15 protein-coding genes are annotated in these 15,564 nt (G+C 58.0%); 8 read left to right on the forward strand and 7 right to left on the reverse strand.

Translation table 11 applies throughout. The features are described 5' to 3' along the window. Positions 1 to 36 precede the first annotated feature (36 nt). Positions 37 to 723: a GntR family transcriptional regulator gene (locus phaeop14_RS16105; RefSeq protein WP_175304803.1), complete on the reverse strand. Its 687-nt coding sequence runs from the start codon at positions 721 to 723 to the stop codon at positions 37 to 39. Between the two features lie 141 nt (positions 724 to 864). Here phaeop14_RS16105 and phaeop14_RS16110 point away from each other — a divergent pair, with 141 nt between their 5' ends. The 4 genes from phaeop14_RS16110 to phaeop14_RS16125 all read left to right on the forward strand — a co-directional run bounded on the left by phaeop14_RS16110 (position 865) and on the right by phaeop14_RS16125 (position 4,885). Beyond that, entirely contained in the window at positions 865 to 1,950 is a 1,086-nt protein-coding gene (locus phaeop14_RS16110) for a polyamine ABC transporter substrate-binding protein (RefSeq protein ID WP_096790103.1), read from the forward strand. A 114-nt stretch (positions 1,951 to 2,064) separates the two neighbouring features. Further along, positions 2,065 to 3,192, forward strand: coding sequence for an ABC transporter ATP-binding protein (locus tag phaeop14_RS16115; protein ID WP_040175237.1), 1,128 nt, complete (start codon positions 2,065 to 2,067; stop codon positions 3,190 to 3,192). Further along, positions 3,192 to 4,073: an ABC transporter permease subunit gene (locus phaeop14_RS16120; RefSeq protein WP_096790104.1), complete on the forward strand. Its 882-nt coding sequence runs from the start codon at positions 3,192 to 3,194 to the stop codon at positions 4,071 to 4,073. The genes phaeop14_RS16115 and phaeop14_RS16120 overlap by 1 nt, the downstream gene beginning before the upstream one ends. Then, positions 4,070 to 4,885, forward strand: a complete 816-nt coding sequence (locus tag phaeop14_RS16125; RefSeq protein ID WP_014876330.1) for an ABC transporter permease — start codon at positions 4,070 to 4,072, stop codon at positions 4,883 to 4,885. The genes phaeop14_RS16120 and phaeop14_RS16125 overlap by 4 nt, the downstream gene beginning before the upstream one ends. A gap of 3 nt (positions 4,886 to 4,888) precedes the next feature. Here phaeop14_RS16125 and phaeop14_RS16130 read toward each other — a convergent pair whose 3' ends face one another. From phaeop14_RS16130 to cysQ, 5 genes are all read right to left on the reverse strand, one after another. After that, positions 4,889 to 5,950, reverse strand: a complete 1,062-nt coding sequence (locus tag phaeop14_RS16130; protein WP_096790105.1) for a glycosyltransferase family 2 protein — start codon at positions 5,948 to 5,950, stop codon at positions 4,889 to 4,891. 1 nt (position 5,951) lies between these two features. After that, positions 5,952 to 6,935, reverse strand: a complete 984-nt coding sequence (gene galE / locus phaeop14_RS16135; protein ID WP_096790340.1) for a UDP-glucose 4-epimerase GalE — start codon at positions 6,933 to 6,935, stop codon at positions 5,952 to 5,954. A 97-nt stretch (positions 6,936 to 7,032) separates the two neighbouring features. Next, positions 7,033 to 7,926, reverse strand: a complete 894-nt coding sequence (galU, locus tag phaeop14_RS16140; protein ID WP_040175230.1) for a UTP--glucose-1-phosphate uridylyltransferase GalU — start codon at positions 7,924 to 7,926, stop codon at positions 7,033 to 7,035. Positions 7,927 to 8,112: 186 nt separating this feature from the next. Next, positions 8,113 to 8,913, reverse strand: coding sequence for a 3-deoxy-manno-octulosonate cytidylyltransferase (locus phaeop14_RS16145; RefSeq protein WP_096790106.1), 801 nt, complete (start codon positions 8,911 to 8,913; stop codon positions 8,113 to 8,115). Continuing rightward, positions 8,913 to 9,710: a 3'(2'),5'-bisphosphate nucleotidase CysQ gene (gene cysQ / locus phaeop14_RS16150; RefSeq protein ID WP_096790107.1), complete on the reverse strand. Its 798-nt coding sequence runs from the start codon at positions 9,708 to 9,710 to the stop codon at positions 8,913 to 8,915. The genes phaeop14_RS16145 and cysQ overlap by 1 nt, the downstream gene beginning before the upstream one ends. Positions 9,711 to 9,844: 134 nt before the next feature. Between cysQ and phaeop14_RS16155 the strand changes: the two genes are divergently transcribed. After that, positions 9,845 to 10,666, forward strand: a complete 822-nt coding sequence (locus phaeop14_RS16155) for an ABC transporter permease (RefSeq protein WP_040175224.1) — start codon at positions 9,845 to 9,847, stop codon at positions 10,664 to 10,666. A 19-nt stretch (positions 10,667 to 10,685) separates the two neighbouring features. Here phaeop14_RS16155 and phaeop14_RS16160 read toward each other — a convergent pair whose 3' ends face one another. Next, positions 10,686 to 11,288 (reverse strand): alpha-ketoglutarate-dependent dioxygenase AlkB family protein, encoded by a 603-nt coding sequence (locus tag phaeop14_RS16160; RefSeq protein ID WP_040178935.1) that lies wholly within the window; start codon positions 11,286 to 11,288, stop codon positions 10,686 to 10,688. A 212-nt stretch (positions 11,289 to 11,500) separates the two neighbouring features. On the opposite strand from phaeop14_RS16160, the gene dnaK reads away from it, so the two are divergent. The 3 genes from dnaK to radC all read left to right on the forward strand — a co-directional run bounded on the left by dnaK (position 11,501) and on the right by radC (position 15,562). Continuing rightward, positions 11,501 to 13,420 carry a molecular chaperone DnaK gene (gene dnaK, locus phaeop14_RS16165; protein WP_040175219.1) on the forward strand — a complete coding sequence of 640 codons (1,920 nt, stop codon included), beginning with the start codon at positions 11,501 to 11,503 and terminating at the stop codon, positions 13,418 to 13,420. A gap of 76 nt (positions 13,421 to 13,496) precedes the next feature. After that, positions 13,497 to 14,660: a molecular chaperone DnaJ gene (gene dnaJ, locus phaeop14_RS16170; RefSeq protein WP_096790108.1), complete on the forward strand. Its 1,164-nt coding sequence runs from the start codon at positions 13,497 to 13,499 to the stop codon at positions 14,658 to 14,660. A gap of 137 nt (positions 14,661 to 14,797) precedes the next feature. Next, entirely contained in the window at positions 14,798 to 15,562 is a 765-nt protein-coding gene (gene radC / locus phaeop14_RS16175) for a RadC family protein (RefSeq protein ID WP_096790109.1), read from the forward strand. The last annotated feature ends 2 nt before the right edge of the window (positions 15,563 to 15,564 follow it).

Raw genomic sequence — 15,564 nt, forward strand, 5'->3', positions numbered from 1 at the left:
CTCAGAATATGATCAAATTCCACCATGTCAATCGAATCAGCCAGCCTGTGTTAGCCCCTGTCGCACCTGATCCATCCCCTGGGCTACATCTCTCTCCATCGCCAGGGCGGCCAGATCTGCGTCCTTGCGATGTAGGGCTTCCAGAATGTCTTTATGGCGATCAGGAAAGCTCTGGGTGCCAAGCCGCCCGCAGACCACCCGGAGCGACGGCCCGAAGCGTAGCCAGAGGCGATCCGCAAGATCTGTAAGGATTGGCGCGTCGGCATGGGCATAGAGCCGTGTGTGGAATTGGTAATTCTGCACCAGATAACCCGCCACATCCCCTGCAGAGATCGCCTGGTCCAAGGCTGTGTCTATCGCCTCCAAGGCGGCGATATCCGCTGGGGATACCCGTTCTGTCGCCAATCGCGCAAGCTGACACTCAATTGTTTTCCTTGCATAAATCAGCTCACTAAGGTCGCTTTCCCGCAGCATCGGGACAGAGACGCGCCGATTGCCCTGAAACACCAGCGCCCCGTCTGAAATCAACCGCCTGATCGCCTCTCGTACAGGCGTCATGCCGGCCCCCAGCGACTCGACCAGGCCTTGGATGGTCACCGCCTGTCCCGGGGCCAGATCGCCGAACAGAATCTGCCCGCGCAGGGTCTGATAGACGGTTTCATGCGCCGGCAGTTTCGCGGTCGGCTGACTGACGGATGATGCGTCTGGTTGGCTCAGGTTCACCTTCGGAATCCCTCCTAAATTTTGGGCAGCTTGCACCAAGTTTTCCCAGGTGAAAACATAAACAGTATTGCCGAATGAGGCAAAACTTGATCAAATCCTTACCAGCCGGGCACGGAAACCGGCACGCACAGGGAGATACTCATGACACTCAAGACGATGACATTGACCGCCATCGTGGCGCTGAGCAGTGCGGCCGCCGTCGCCGAAGAAGTTCGCGTTTACAACTGGTCCGACTATATCGACGAAGACCTGCTGGAAAAATTCGAAACCGAAACCGGCATTGATCTTATTTACGACGTCTTTGACAGCAACGAACTGTTGGAAACCAAAATGCTGGCCGGCGGATCGGGCTATGACGTGGTTGTCCCAACCGGGTCTTTCCTGGCGCGACAGATCCAGGCCGGCGCGTTTCAGAAACTGGATGCGAGCAAACTGTCGAACGCAGGCAATATGTGGGATGTGATCGAGGATCGCACCGCCCGTTACGACCCCGACAACCTCTATTCAGTGAATTACATGTGGGGCACCACCGGTATCGGCGCCAACACAGCCAAGGTCGAGGAAGCGCTGGGGGCCGATGCACCGATCGACTCGCTTGACCTGGTGTTCAACCCGGAGAACATGGAAAAACTGGCCAATTGTGGCGTCTACTTCCTGGATGCGCCTGATGAGATGATCCCAGCGGCGCTGAAGTATATTGGCGAAGATCCCAACAGCATGGACCCCGATGTGGTGGCCAAGGCAGAGCCGGTGCTGATGGCGATCCGTCCTTATGTGAAGAAATTCCACAGCTCCGAATACATCAACGCCTTGGCAAACGGCGATATCTGCGTGGCCTTTGGCTGGTCTGGCGACATTCTACAGGCGCGTGACCGGGCGGATGAGGCAGACAACGGCGTCGAAATCGTCTTCAACGCCCCCAAGGAAGGCGCGTTGATGTGGTTCGACCAGATGGCAATCCCCGTGGATGCCCCAAACCCGGAGGCTGCGCATAAGTTCTTGAATTTCATCATGGAAGCCGAGAATATGGCGGCGGCGTCGAACTATGTCTATTACGCCAATGGCAACAAGGCGAGCCAGGAATTCCTTGAGGAAGATGTGATCGGCGATCCCGCGATCTACCCAAGCGAAGAGACCCTGAAAAACCTCTACATCAAAGAAGCCTATCCGCCCAAGGTACAGCGCAAGGCCACCCGCATGTGGACCAAGATCAAGTCCGGGACCTGATCCGGCACTGCTGATCACGCGGGGCATCGTATGTGCCCCGCGTTTTACCTTTTGGGGACGTCGGCAGCTGTTCCGTGCCCGTTCCACAACCTGTGTCTATTACTGGGGGCTCGCGTGACCATTCCTGTTTTTGAACCCTGGAACGATCCGGAGGCCAAGCCCCTGATCCAATTCCAGAACGTCACCAAACGCTTTGGCGAGTTCACCGCCATCGATGATCTGACGCTCGGGATTTATGAGAAAGAGTTCTTTGCCCTACTTGGCCCTTCGGGCTGTGGCAAAACGACAATGATGCGGATGCTTGCCGGGTTTGAGACCCCAACCGAAGGCAAGATTTTCCTGTCAGGTCAGGACATTGCCCCGGTCCCCCCGAATAAGCGGCTGGTGAATATGATGTTCCAGTCCTACGCGCTGTTCCCGCATCTGAGCGTCTGGGACAATATCGCCTTTGGACTGAAGCGCGAGAATAAGCCCAAGCATGACATCGCCGAACGGGTGCAGGAAATGCTGCGACTGACCCGGCTTGAGAAATTCGCCCGCCGCAAACCGCACCAGATTTCCGGCGGCCAACGTCAGCGGGTTGCCTTGGCCCGGTCGCTGGCAAAAGCTCCGAAACTGCTGTTGCTGGACGAACCGCTCGGCGCGCTCGATAAAAAACTGCGCCAGGATACTCAGTTTGAACTGATGGATATTCAGGAGAAAACCGGCACCACCTTTGTCATTGTCACCCATGATCAGGAAGAGGCAATGACTGTCGCCTCCCGCGTGGCGGTGATGGACAATGGCCGGATCGTGCAGGTGGCCACGCCAGACCGGATCTATGAGACCCCAAATTCTCTGTATGTTGCGGATTTCATCGGCGATGTGAACATCATCGGCGGCACAGCCACCCCCACCGGCCCCGAACAATACGCAGTGAACTGGAAAGACGGCGCCGCCCCGCTCACGGTCAAAAGTCAGGCATCCTTCTCCGATGGGCAGGACTGCCATCTGGCGATCCGCCCGGAGAAAGTCACGATCAGCGCGGAGCGCCCGGCGGAGGCTGACAACACGGTGCAGGGGCGCATTCTGGATATTGCCTACCTTGGCAATATCTCCACCTATCATGTTGAACTGCCCTCCGGAGCGGTGATCAAGGCGCAGGCCGCCAACACCCGCCGCATCGCACGCCGCGCCTTTACCTGGGAAGACCCGGTCTGGCTGTCTTGGACAGCCACCGCCGGTGTTCTGCTGGCGAACTGATGCGCCGCTTCATCCTGATCGCCATACCCTATGCCTGGCTATTGGCACTGTTTCTTGTGCCCTTCGCAATCGTCTTCAAAATCTCGCTCTCGGATGCCGCCGTTGCCCGCCCGCCCTATATGCCGCAGTTCGACTGGGTCACCGGTATCGGCGCCTTCCTCGCGGAGCTTGATTTTGAGAATTTCACTTGGCTGACCGAAGATGATCTCTACTGGAAAGCCTATCTCAGCTCGCTGCGCATTGCGGTCGTCTCAACGATTCTGACGTTACTGGTCGGCTATCCGATGGCCTACGGCATGGCACGCGCGCCTTCGGAATGGCGCCCAACGCTGATGATGCTGGTGATCCTGCCGTTCTGGACCAGCTTTCTGATCCGGGTCTATGCCTGGATGGGAATCCTGTCGAACGAGGGCCTTTTGAATCAGTTCCTGATATGGGCCGGGCTGATTGATACACCGCTGACGATCCTGAACACCAATACCGCCGTCTATATCGGCATCGTCTACACTTATCTGCCGTTCATGATCCTGCCGATCTATTCTGCGCTGGAACGGTTGGATGGTTCGCTCATTGAGGCTGCCGAAGATCTGGGGTGCTCGCGCATGGAGGCCTTCTGGCTGGTCACTATTCCCCTGTCCCGCGCAGGTATCATCGCGGGCTGTTTCCTCGTCTTTATTCCGACCCTGGGCGAATTCGTGATCCCGTCGCTGCTGGGTGGATCTGATACACTGATGATTGGCAAAGTGCTGTGGGAAGAGTTCTTCTCTAACCGTGACTGGCCGGTGGCATCAGCGGTGGCGGTTGTGCTCCTGCTGATCCTGATCGTGCCCATCGTGCTGTTCCAGCGCAACCAGCAGAAACAACAGGAGGCGGACCAATGACCCGATTGAGCTGGTTCAACACGGTTTCGCTGACACTGGGGTTTGCGTTTCTTTATATCCCGATGGTGATCCTGATCATCTTCAGCTTCAATGAAAGCAAACTGGTCACCGTCTGGGCGGGGTTCTCCGTCAAATGGTATGGTGAATTGTTACAGAACGAGGCGTTTCTGAATGCGGCCTGGGTAACGCTGAAGGTGGCTGTGATGTCCTCGACCATCGCGACGGTTCTGGGCACCATGGCGGCCTATGTTCTGGTGCGCGGCGGGCGGTTTTTGGGCCGTACGCTGTTTTCCGGCATGATCTATGCGCCGCTGGTTATGCCAGAGGTGATCACCGGCCTGTCGCTTCTACTTCTGTTCATCGGCATCGGTCTCGATCGCGGCGTGATGACCATCGTGCTGGCACATACGACATTTTCAATGTGCTACGTCTCGGTTGTCGTGTCGTCACGGCTGGTGACCTTTGATCGATCGCTGGAAGAGGCCGCGCTGGATCTGGGCTGCTCCGCGGCTGAAGCATTCCGCCTTGTGACGTTGCCGATCATCGCACCTGCGGTCATCTCTGGCTGGCTCTTGGCCTTCACTCTGTCGCTGGACGATCTGGTGATCGCGTCATTCACCTCCGGTCCAGCCGCAACGACCCTGCCGATCAAGATTTTCTCAGCCGTGCGGCTGGGGGTCAGCCCGGAGATCAACGCGCTTTCCACGATCATGATCGCCATCGTAACCGTCGGCGTGGTCACTGCCTCGCTGGTCACCAAACGCCAGCTGGTACGCCAGCGCCGCGATGAGCAAAACGCCGAACGCAGCTAAGCATCAGTCCGCGTCCCACTCCGGGGCGCGGGCCAGCCCCAGCGCCTCAAGCTGATCCGGCCCCTCATAGCGCAACGCCTTGTCGTGCCAGAGGTCCGGGCCAGCCGCCAATTGATCATAGTAACCTTCGAACTGATGCGGCTGACCGAAATGCTGACCGCGCTGTTTTTCGACCCGCGCCTTCTCCGTGATCTCAGGCAGGAATTTGCTATGCAGAAGCACCCCGGATGGCAGCACAGCATTCGGTCCATCATAGAGCGCATTGAGCCGTCGCGGCAGCGCCGCATGAGTGGAGTTAGTGTAGGCGTAGCGGCGATCCCATTTGATCAACGGGATTTTGTTCAACGTCGGTGCCCGCTGCGGCTCAGCAGCGAAAAACACCCGGTCCCGCGTGCCGCCCTGCACCCACAGATTGCCGCGCGGTGCCTGACGTACTGCGCGATAGGGACCGGGATCAAACCACGGCAACACAGTACGGGGATCATCGCCGGGGGAATAACTCACCTTTCCCAGCGGCCCCTTGGGGAGAAGATCCAGCATCAAGGCACCAAACCCAACCCTGCCCTTGCGGTCAAGCCAATGGGTCAGGCCACGCAAGCCGTGTTGCGCATCACCGCCAAACACCAGCAATTCATCTGCGTCAACGCTCAGGCACCAACGACGGTGACCATAGCGGATCTGCAGCCAGGTCGCCCAGTCCAGACCAAATCGCGCATCGCGGTAGCTGGCGGTCGTGTGCCAGAGCGAGACATCGGGCTGGGCGGCAAGATATTCCGCGCCCCCATCGTCGCTGTTGTTGTCGACAATAAGGAAGTGATCAACACCCAACTCCCGGTAAAATTGCAGGAAAAAGGGGATCCGGGTCGCCTCGTTCCGCAGCACTGTGATGGCGATCAGCGCGTTATCTGGCAGGATGGCGGTATGATCCGTCACCCTGCGAAGTTGGTGACGCGATCGAAATGCCCGCCAGAGAAGCCGACGGCGCTGCCATCTCAATCGATAGGCCGCCGCCAGCGAAATCTCCGGCAGCGGCACAGAGCCCGGAGCCAAAGCAGGCCCCGTCACCCTAGCGCTCGTATGCGCCGGCTTTGTGCCAGCCCCAGGCATCCGCAATCATCGTCTCAAGGTCGGACCGGGTCGGCTCCCACCCCAGCAGCGTTGCCGCCCGCACAGAGCCCGAGACCAGTTTGGTGCAATCCCCGGCACGCCGCGGCCCGATGGAATGCGGCACAGATTTTCCGGTTGTCGCTTCGGCCTTGTCCATCACTTCGCGCACAGAAAACCCGGTGCCTGTCCCCAGATTGAAGACTTGGCTGCCCTTGCCATCTTTCAGCCAGTTGAGACCCAGAACATGGGCATCAACCAGATCGCAGACATGGACGTAGTCGCGTACGCAAGTCCCATCTGGCGTGTCGTAATCGGTTCCGAATATGGTCAGCGCATCGCGTTTGCCGTCAATCGCATCCAGGACCAGCGGCACCAGGTGGGTCTCGGGGCGATGGAATTCGCCCACCTCAGCCTCCGGATCAGCACCCGCCACGTTGAAATACCGGAAAATCACCGATCGCAGCCCGTGCGACGCGCCAAAGTCACGCAGGATTTCCTCAACCGCACGTTTGGACGCACCATAGGCATTCAAAGGCACCTGCGGCGTGCTTTCGTCCAGCACCACATTGTCGTGCTCACCGTAGGTGGCACAGGTGGAGGAAAAGACGAAATCGAGGCAACCGGCGGCCACTGCGGCCTCAATCAGTGTCAGCGAGCCACCTACGTTGTTGGCCCAGTAACGGCCAGGTTCACTCATGGCTTCACCCACCTGACTCAGGGCGGCGAAATGCATAACCGCGGCAGGCTGATACTTAGCAAATACTTCGTCCAGTCGCGCGCGATCGCTCAGGTCCCCCTTCTCGAAGGGGCCGAATTTCACCGCATCCTGCCAGCCCGTTACCAGATTGTCATAGGTCACAGGTGTGAACCCAGCCGCGCGCAGCGCCTTGCAAGCGTGGGAACCGATATAGCCGGCCCCACCGGTCACCAGAATATATGTCAAAGCAGCGTTTTCCTGATCAAAAGGCCGGACGTTGCTGCCCGGCCACCCAAAATTCACATCTCACCAATCTTCGCCCATCGCAGCAAAGTGGCAGGTCTTATTGCGCCGCCTTATCGACTTGGGCAATCTGATTGATATAGCACATCAGATCATCACGCAGTTCCTCGCGCGCCAGCGCGAAGGCAACCGTTGCCTGCAGGAAGCCCGCCTTGGACCCGCAATCAAATCGCTGACCACGGAACCGGTAGCCATAGACTGGAACATCAGCGGCAATGTCTTCCGCGATGGCATCAGTCAGCTGGATCTCACCGCCAGCGCCCTGCTTCTTCTTGTTGAGATTGCGCAGCACAGAAGGCGCCAGAATATAGCGGCCAATCACCGCCAGATTGGATGGCGCCTCTTCAGATTTGGGTTTTTCGACCATGCCATTCACGGAAACGACCGATCCCATGTCATCGCGCACATCCAGCACGCCATAGGAGGATGTCTGCTCCGGCGGAACCTCCATGGCCGCAACCATATTGCCGCCGGTTTCTTCATAGGCTTCCACCATCTGCTTGAGGCAGGGCGTTTCCGCCGCGATCACGTCGTCTGGCAGGATCACCGCAAAGGGCTCATTCGCAATCAGGCGACGCGCACACCACACTGCATGGCCAAGGCCCAGCGCCTGATGCTGACGAATATAGGCAATCGCGCCGGAGTCCATATTGGTCGCCTTCAGGATATCCAGCAGGTCGTCCTTGCCCTTCTTGCGCAGCTCCTGTTCGAGCATGGGCGAGTGGTCGAAATAGTCCTCAAGCGCGCCTTTGCCACGCGAGGTGACAAAGATGAATTCCTTGATCCCAGCTTCACGCGCCTCATCGATGGCGTATTGGACCAGCGGACGATCCACCAGCGTCATGATTTCTTTGGGAACCGATTTGGTGGCTGGCAGGAATCGCGTTCCAAGACCGGCCACCGGAAAAATTGCCTTCGTTACTTTTCTACGCATATCGCACTCTCATTGTCTATTTCCCAAACCGTTCTGATGCGGTTCGTCAGTGGTGGCCGATTTGGTGACACAACCTGCCTTGAAAGGCCGGCTCAAGTATTCCGCAGGCAATTCAAAAAATATACCCCCAGTCACGTTTCGCTCACGACCTTCGATAAGATGTTTCATCTTATCGACAATTCAGGCCTATTTGTGACCCATCTTTTTCATCATCGCCTCAATCAACGGCACGTCTTCGGGGTTGTTCAGCTCCCAGAATTCACGTCCGCGCGCCTCAACCTCGACGCAGAGGATCTTGCGCCCGTTCTCCAGAAAACGCAGCTGCTCCAGCCCCTCCAGCGTCTCCAAGGGGCCGACAAGCCACCCTGGATAAGCACTCAGCGCGTCTGGCCGATAGGCATAGACCCCGACGTGATGGAACACCGGGGTGTCCTGATCGGCCTCATACGTCGTGGAGGTGAACGGCACCACTTCCTTTGAGAAGTAGAGCGCGTTGTTATCCCGCCCGAACACAGCGGTGGTGCCTCCGACGCGACCGGCCTTACGGTCGGCCAGCAGGCTGTTCAGCGTCGCCCCATCGCAACGCAACACCGGTGTTGCCAGCCCCTTGTCAGGGGCACCGCGCAGACCCGAGATCAGATCTTCAACAAACCAATGCGGCGTCAGCGGCGCGTCCCCTTGCAGGTTCACCACGATTTCGTAATCCCCGCCGAGGTTAGCTAGCGCCTCCGCACAGCGCTCGGTCCCGTTGCCGCAACTTTCGGAAGTCATGACCACCTCAGCGCCGAACCCTGTCGCAGCATCACGAATCCGCTCATCATCGGTGGCCACCACCACACGGTCGACACCATTGACGGCCATGGCAGCGCGCCAGGATCGTTCAATCAGCGTTTGGCGTTCTCCGCTGGCACCGGTCAAGGCAACAAGCGGCTTGCCAGGATACCGTGTGGAGGCGAAACGGGCGGGGATGACAATCAGAACGGACATCAGGCTTTCTTCAGCTCCACACCCGGCGCATAGGCAATAAAGAAGGGGTTTGCGTATCCTTCCTTGCCATAGGTGAGTGGGCTGTGATCATCGAAACGCACCACCTGACCACCGGCGCCCCCCAGAACGGCATGACCAGCTGCGGTGTCCCATTCCATTGTGCGGCCAACCCGTGGGTAAAGATCGGCTTCCCCGGTGGCGACCAGACAGAACTTCAACGACGAGCCTGCGCTTTTGCTGTCTTTCACTACATATTTATTGATGTAGTCATCAGTCGCCTGATCGCGGTGCGATTTGGAGGCAACCACCATCAATGCATCATTGTCGCTATCTGCGACGCGAATGGGTTTGATCTCTCCCATCGTGGTGGGATCAAACGCACCGGTTTCCTCAACCGCAGAGCCATCCGCCAATGTGAAGAACATTCGCGACCGCGCCGGAGCATAGACCACACCGCGAGTCGGCACGCCCTTCTCGACCAGCGCAATATTCACGGTGAAGTCGCCGCGGCGATGGATAAACTCCTTGGTTCCATCCAAGGGGTCAACAATGAGAAAGGTGTCGCCGCTCTTGCTATGCGAGTCGGCCTGTTCTTCGGTGACCAGCATTACATCCGGAAATGCCGCCCGCAGCCCGGCGGAGATCAGCGCATCTGCGGCCTCATCGGCGGCGGTGACCGGGCTTTCGTCCGACTTCACCTTCACCTCGAATTCATCCGAGTTGTAGATCTCCATGATCTTCTCTCCGGCCTCGATCGCCAATCGGCGGATCACCGGAATAAGGTCATTATATGTCACAAACGCTCTCCCTGACCGGGTTTGGTTGATTACAGCAGTTGTCCCCCTTATGGTCGCGGGGAAAGGGAACAGCAAGATTTCCGTGGTAACGATAAGCAGAGTTTCACCTAAAGCAGGTCTGGCTAAGCAACTTCATGTTCGAGCAGCGCCACAAACGGTCCCACCTCAGCAGCCTCATCGCCATGGGCGAGGTTGTGTTTCATTCCGTGGCGCGCAGTGTGCGGTCCAAGCATAACAATGCCTTCATGGCGCTTGCCCTCAATTTGACGCAGGCCGTGATGTTTGTCGTTGTCTTTTATCTGATGTTCTCATTGCTTGGTCTGCGCGGCGCAGCCATTCGTGGTGATTTCCTGCTCTATGTCATGTCAGGCGTCTTTCTGTTTCTGACCCACACCAAGGCTGTCGCGGCTGTCTCAGGCGCCGAGGGGCCGAGCAGCCCAATGATGCAACATGCGCCGATGAACACCATCGTTGCTATTCTTTCAGCAGCACTCGGCTCTCTCTACATTCAGGTGCTGTCGATGCTGATCATCCTGTTTGTTTATCACGTCGCTTTCACCCCGATTGAAATTGAAGAGCCAATCGCGGCCTTTGGTATGGTCTTGCTATCGTGGATTACAGGTGCGGCTGTTGGTCTGATTCTATTGGTAATGAAACCATGGTCACCAGGGACCGTGGGCATCATTTCCACAATCTATCAGCGGGCCAATATGATCGCCTCGGGCAAGATGTTTCTGGCCAATACCCTGCCCAGTTTCATGCTCTCGATGTTTGACTGGAACCCGCTGTTTCACTGCATTGATCAGGCCCGCGGGTTTGTGTTCATCAACTACAATCCGCATTTCAGCAATTGGCAGTATGCCTGCTGGGTCGCCCTGATACTGATCATGATTGGCCTGATGGGGGAGTTTTACACGCGTCGCCGTGCTTCGATCAGTTGGGGAGCGAAGCGCTAGACCACGGAGAGCCCACCATTCAGGTCACCACGCGCAGGGTCAGATTGATCCGCCCCCCTTTTGGCAGCAGACGTGAGGATTTGAACCGAATACGGTCCACCCCGTGATAAGTCAGCCGGGCATCCCCGCCCATCACGACCACATCGCCCGAATTCAGCCAGACGGTGTCGGTTTTGCCACCGCGCGTTTGATTGCCAATCCGCAGCAGACCGTCGTCCCCAAGAGAGATTGACACCACCGGATAGGTGAAATCGGCCTCGTCCTTGTCCTGATGCAAGCCCATCCGTGCCCCTTCGCCATAATAGTTGATCAGACAACAATCAGGGCGCCGCTCTAAACCGGTGGTCGCATGCCAGATGTCCAGAATCTCTGTTGGGATCTCAGGCCAGCGCTGCCCGGCCGGATGGCGCTCTTCATACCGGTACCCGTCCCGGTCACTGACCCAGCCATAGGCCCCGGCTGACGTCATCCGCACAGACATCTTACCGCCACCGGGCACCTCGGGCGAAAACAGCGGTGCGGCGCGCAGAACCGGGCGCAGGCACTCAATCAGCCGCTGCTGCCCGTCCATATCCAGAAGGGGTTTTGTCAGCTCAAACCCCCGCAATCGCAACTTCATCATCACTGTTAGCCCGTTCTTAACCACTCCCCTGTCAAAAACCGCTGTAATTCGCGAAACAGGACGCGATCTGGCGGTTGCAGGGGGCATTTGCGCTCCCTATATACGCCGGGAAGCGGTGAGGTGCAGACCAAACCGCAACTGAATCGGGGCCGGAATGCCAAAATGGGTTCAGACCTCGGGTAATCGCCTTAGAAAGTAAAAAGGGATCGAACATGAGCAAAGTTATCGGAATCGACCTCGGGACCACCAACTCCTGTGTGGCCATCATGGACGGCTCGCAGCCTCGCGTTATCGAAAACGCTGAGGGCGCCCGTACCACGCCGTCGATCGTAGCCTTCACCGACGATGAACGTCTGGTGGGCCAACCGGCCAAACGTCAGGCCGTCACCAACCCGGACAACACCGTTTTTGGCGTCAAGCGCCTGATTGGCCGCCGGTTTGACGACAGCGATCTGGCCAAAGACAAGAAAAACCTGCCCTTCGCCGTGATCAACGGCGGCAATGGGGACGCATGGGTCGAAGCCAAGGGTGAGAAATACTCCCCGTCGCAGATCTCCGCCTTCATCCTGGGCAAAATGAAAGAGACCGCCGAATCCTATCTCGGCGAAGAAGTAACCCAGGCCGTCATCACCGTGCCTGCCTACTTCAACGACGCTCAGCGTCAGGCCACCAAGGACGCAGGCAAAATTGCCGGCCTTGAAGTGCTGCGCATCATCAACGAGCCGACAGCTGCCGCGCTGGCCTATGGTCTGGACAAAGAAGAAACCCAAACCATCGCGGTCTATGACCTTGGCGGCGGTACCTTCGACGTGACCATCCTGGAAATCGACGACGGCCTGTTCGAGGTGAAATCCACCAACGGTGACACCTTCCTCGGTGGTGAAGACTTTGACATGCGCATCGTCAACTATCTGGCGGAGCAGTTCAAGAAAGAGCACGGCGTCGATCTGACCAAGGACAAGATGGCCCTGCAGCGTCTGAAAGAAGCCGCTGAAAAAGCCAAGATTGAGCTGTCCTCCTCCAGCCAGACCGAAATCAACCAGCCGTTCATCTCGATGGATCCGTCCTCGGGCCAGCCGCTGCACATGGTCATGAAACTGACCCGTGCGAAGCTGGAAAGCCTGGTTGGCGATCTGATCAAAGCCTCCATGAAACCTTGTGCCGCTGCGCTGAAGGATGCGGGCCTCTCCGCATCTGACGTTGACGAGGTTGTTCTGGTTGGCGGTATGACCCGCATGCCCAAGGTGATCGAAGAGGTCACCAAATTCTTCGGTAAAGAGCCGCACAAGGGTGTGAACCCGGATGAGGTTGTTGCCATGGGTGCCGCTATTCAGGCCGGCGTTCTGCAGGGCGACGTGAAAGACGTTGTTCTGCTCGACGTGACCCCGCTGTCGCTGGGCATCGAAACCCTCGGCGGTGTGTTCACCCGTCTGATCGACCGCAACACGACCATCCCGACGAAGAAAAGCCAGGTGTTCTCCACCGCGGAAGACAACCAGAACGCCGTGACCATTCGTGTGTTCCAGGGTGAGCGCGAGATGGCGGCTGACAACAAGATGCTCGGCCAGTTCAACCTCGAAGACATCCCGCCCGCACCGCGTGGCATGCCGCAGATCGAAGTCACCTTTGACATCGACGCAAACGGCATCGTTTCGGTCGGTGCAAAGGACAAGGCAACCGGAAAAGAGCAGAATATCACCATTCAGGCCTCCGGTGGTCTGTCCGACGACGATATCGAAAAGATGGTCAAGGATGCCGAGGACAATGCCGAGGCGGACAAGGAACGCCGCGAGCTGATCGAAGCGAAGAACCAGGCCGAAAGCCTGATCCACTCCACCGAAAAGTCGATGGAAGAGCACGCCGACAAGGTGGATCCGACCACTATCGAAGCGATCGAACTGGCGATTGCGGCACTGAAGGACGATCTCGAAAACGAGAAGTCCACCGCCGAGAAGATCAAATCCGGCGTTCAGAACGTCACCGAAGCTGCGATGAAGCTGGGTGAGGCGATCTACAAGTCGAGCCAAGAAGAGGCTGCGGATGAACCTACCGCCGCAGACGACGCGGCAGGCCCCGGTGATGATGACATTGTCGATGCCGAATTCGAAGATCTGGACGACAACAAGCGTTAAGGTCTGATTTTGGCCAGAGCGGGCCGGTCCGAACTCCGGGCCGGCCCGCTTTCGTTGCGGCAAGAAGGGTATTCCGATGTCCAAACGAGATTACTATGACATTCTCGGGGTGTCCAAAGGGGCCACCGCCGATGAAATCAAGAAAGGCTTTCGCAAGAAGGCCAAAGAGCTGCATCCTGACCGGAACAAGGATAATCCCGAAGCCGAAGGGCAGTTCAAAGAGGCCAATGAGGCCTATGATGTTCTGAAAGACCCAGAAAAGAAAGCGGCCTACGACCGCTACGGCCACGCCGCCTTTGAAAATGGCATGGGCGGCGGTCAGCGCGGTGGCCAGGGCGGCCAGGGCTTTGGCGGCGGTGACTTCTCCTCTGCCTTCTCTGATGTATTCGACGATCTGTTCGGCGACTTCATGGGTGGTCGTGGCGGCCAGGGTGGCGGACGGCAACGGGCCGCGCGCGGCTCAGACCTGCGCTACAACCTGCGCATCTCGCTTGAGGATGCCTTTGCAGGAATGCACAAAACCATCAACGTGCCGACTGCTGTGGCATGTGGGTCCTGCGAGGGCACTGGCGCCGAGGGCGGCGTGGAGCCAACCACCTGCCCGACCTGCTCAGGCATGGGCAAAGTGCGCGCGCAACAGGGCTTCTTCACGGTGGAGCGCACCTGCCCCACCTGTTCCGGCCTTGGCCAGATCATCAAGAATCCCTGTAAATCCTGTCAGGGCCACGGTCGCGTCGAGAAAGATCGCTCCCTATCCGTGAATATCCCGGCTGGCGTGGAAACCGGCACCCGCATCCGTCTTGCTGGCGAAGGTGAGGCCGGCATGCGTGGCGGCCCTCCCGGTGATCTCTACATCTTCGTAGAGGTGGCCGCGCATGATCTGTTTGAGCGGGATGGCAACAATCTTTATTGCCGCGTTCCGGTGTCATTGGCCAAGGCCGCCCTTGGCGGAGCGATCGAAGTGCCCACCATCGACGGTGGTCGCGGGCGGGTTCAGATCCCCGAAGGCAGTCAATCTGGCCGCCAGATGCGCCTGCGCGGAAAGGGTATGCCTGCGCTGCGTGGTGGTGTCACCGGTGACATGTTCATCGAACTCGCGGTAGAAACCCCGGTAAACCTCACCTCACGGCAAAAAGAGCTGCTGCGGGAATTCGAGGATCTCTCCGAGGACAACACCAACCCGGAATCGCGGAGTTTCTTCTCCTCAGTCAAAAGTTTCTGGGATGGGATGAAGGGCTGAGACCAGCTCGTTCACACCATTAGACCAAGTTAAAGCGCCCTCAAAAGGGGCGCTTTTTTTGATGGTTTTTTGGTACCGGACTGCTTTGGCCTGACGGATTAACCCTTTCGCAACCCTGATGGCGCGAGCATTGCGACATGCCCAAGGAGCCCGCATTCGAGGACGTCTCTCTGCCGCTGTTTCCTGACAGTGCAAAAATCACTGCGCCCACCGCAAAATCACCATCGCCCCCCTCCTACATCAAGGATCACCGCGCCCGACTGCGGGACCGGTTCATGACGGGGGGTGCCGCAGCGATGCCGGACTACGAGTTGCTGGAATTGGTGCTGTTCCGCTCTATCCCGCGCCGGGATGTGAAGCCGCTAGCGCGTCAGTTGCTCGACAGTTTTGGGGATTTTAACCGTGTGATCACTGCGCCCCCCGAACGGCTCGCACAGGTTGCAGGAGTTGGCGACGCGGTGATCACCGATCTTAAGGTGCTGGAGGCCGCTGCCCATCGCATGGCCCGTGCAAAGGTCCTGCAACGCCACATCCTGTCCTCTTGGGATGCATTGCTGGATTATTGCCATACGGTCATGGCCCACCGCGAAACCGAGCAATTCAGGGTGTTATATCTTGATCGTAAGAACACATTGATTGCGGACGAGGAACAGGCCAAAGGCACCGTTGACCATGTGCCTGTCTATCCACGCGAAATCGCAAAGCGCGCTTTGGAGATCTGCGCCAGCGCCCTGATATTGGTGCATAATCATCCATCAGGCGATCCGACACCATCGCCCAGCGACATTGAAATGACCGACCGGGTTGCCCGCGCCCTCGCCGCGTTGGATATCGTGCTGCATGACCATCTTATCATCGGCAAATCCAGCGAACTCAGCTTTCGGTCGGCGGGATACCTATAGCT

This window comes from Phaeobacter piscinae (assembly GCF_002407245.1).
Lineage (GTDB): Bacteria > Pseudomonadota > Alphaproteobacteria > Rhodobacterales > Rhodobacteraceae > Phaeobacter > Phaeobacter piscinae.

Bases quoted from the DNA above. Each gene is read 5' to 3' on its own strand.
- phaeop14_RS16125 (WP_014876330.1), top strand. From the start codon at position 4,070: ATGACCCGATTGAGCTGGTTCAACACGGTTTCGCTGACACTGGGGTTT.
- phaeop14_RS16160 (WP_040178935.1), bottom strand. From the start codon at position 11,288: ATGATGAAGTTGCGATTGCGGGGGTTTGAGCTGACAAAACCCCTTCTG.
- galU (WP_040175230.1), bottom strand. From the start codon at position 7,926: ATGCGTAGAAAAGTAACGAAGGCAATTTTTCCGGTGGCCGGTCTTGGA.
- phaeop14_RS16110 (WP_096790103.1), top strand. From the start codon at position 865: ATGACACTCAAGACGATGACATTGACCGCCATCGTGGCGCTGAGCAGT.
- phaeop14_RS16155 (WP_040175224.1), top strand. From the start codon at position 9,845: ATGTTCGAGCAGCGCCACAAACGGTCCCACCTCAGCAGCCTCATCGCC.
- phaeop14_RS16145 (WP_096790106.1), bottom strand. From the start codon at position 8,913: ATGTCCGTTCTGATTGTCATCCCCGCCCGTTTCGCCTCCACACGGTAT.
- dnaJ (WP_096790108.1), top strand. From the start codon at position 13,497: ATGTCCAAACGAGATTACTATGACATTCTCGGGGTGTCCAAAGGGGCC.
- phaeop14_RS16120 (WP_096790104.1), top strand. From the start codon at position 3,192: ATGCGCCGCTTCATCCTGATCGCCATACCCTATGCCTGGCTATTGGCA.
- radC (WP_096790109.1), top strand. From the start codon at position 14,798: ATGCCCAAGGAGCCCGCATTCGAGGACGTCTCTCTGCCGCTGTTTCCT.
- dnaK (WP_040175219.1), top strand. From the start codon at position 11,501: ATGAGCAAAGTTATCGGAATCGACCTCGGGACCACCAACTCCTGTGTG.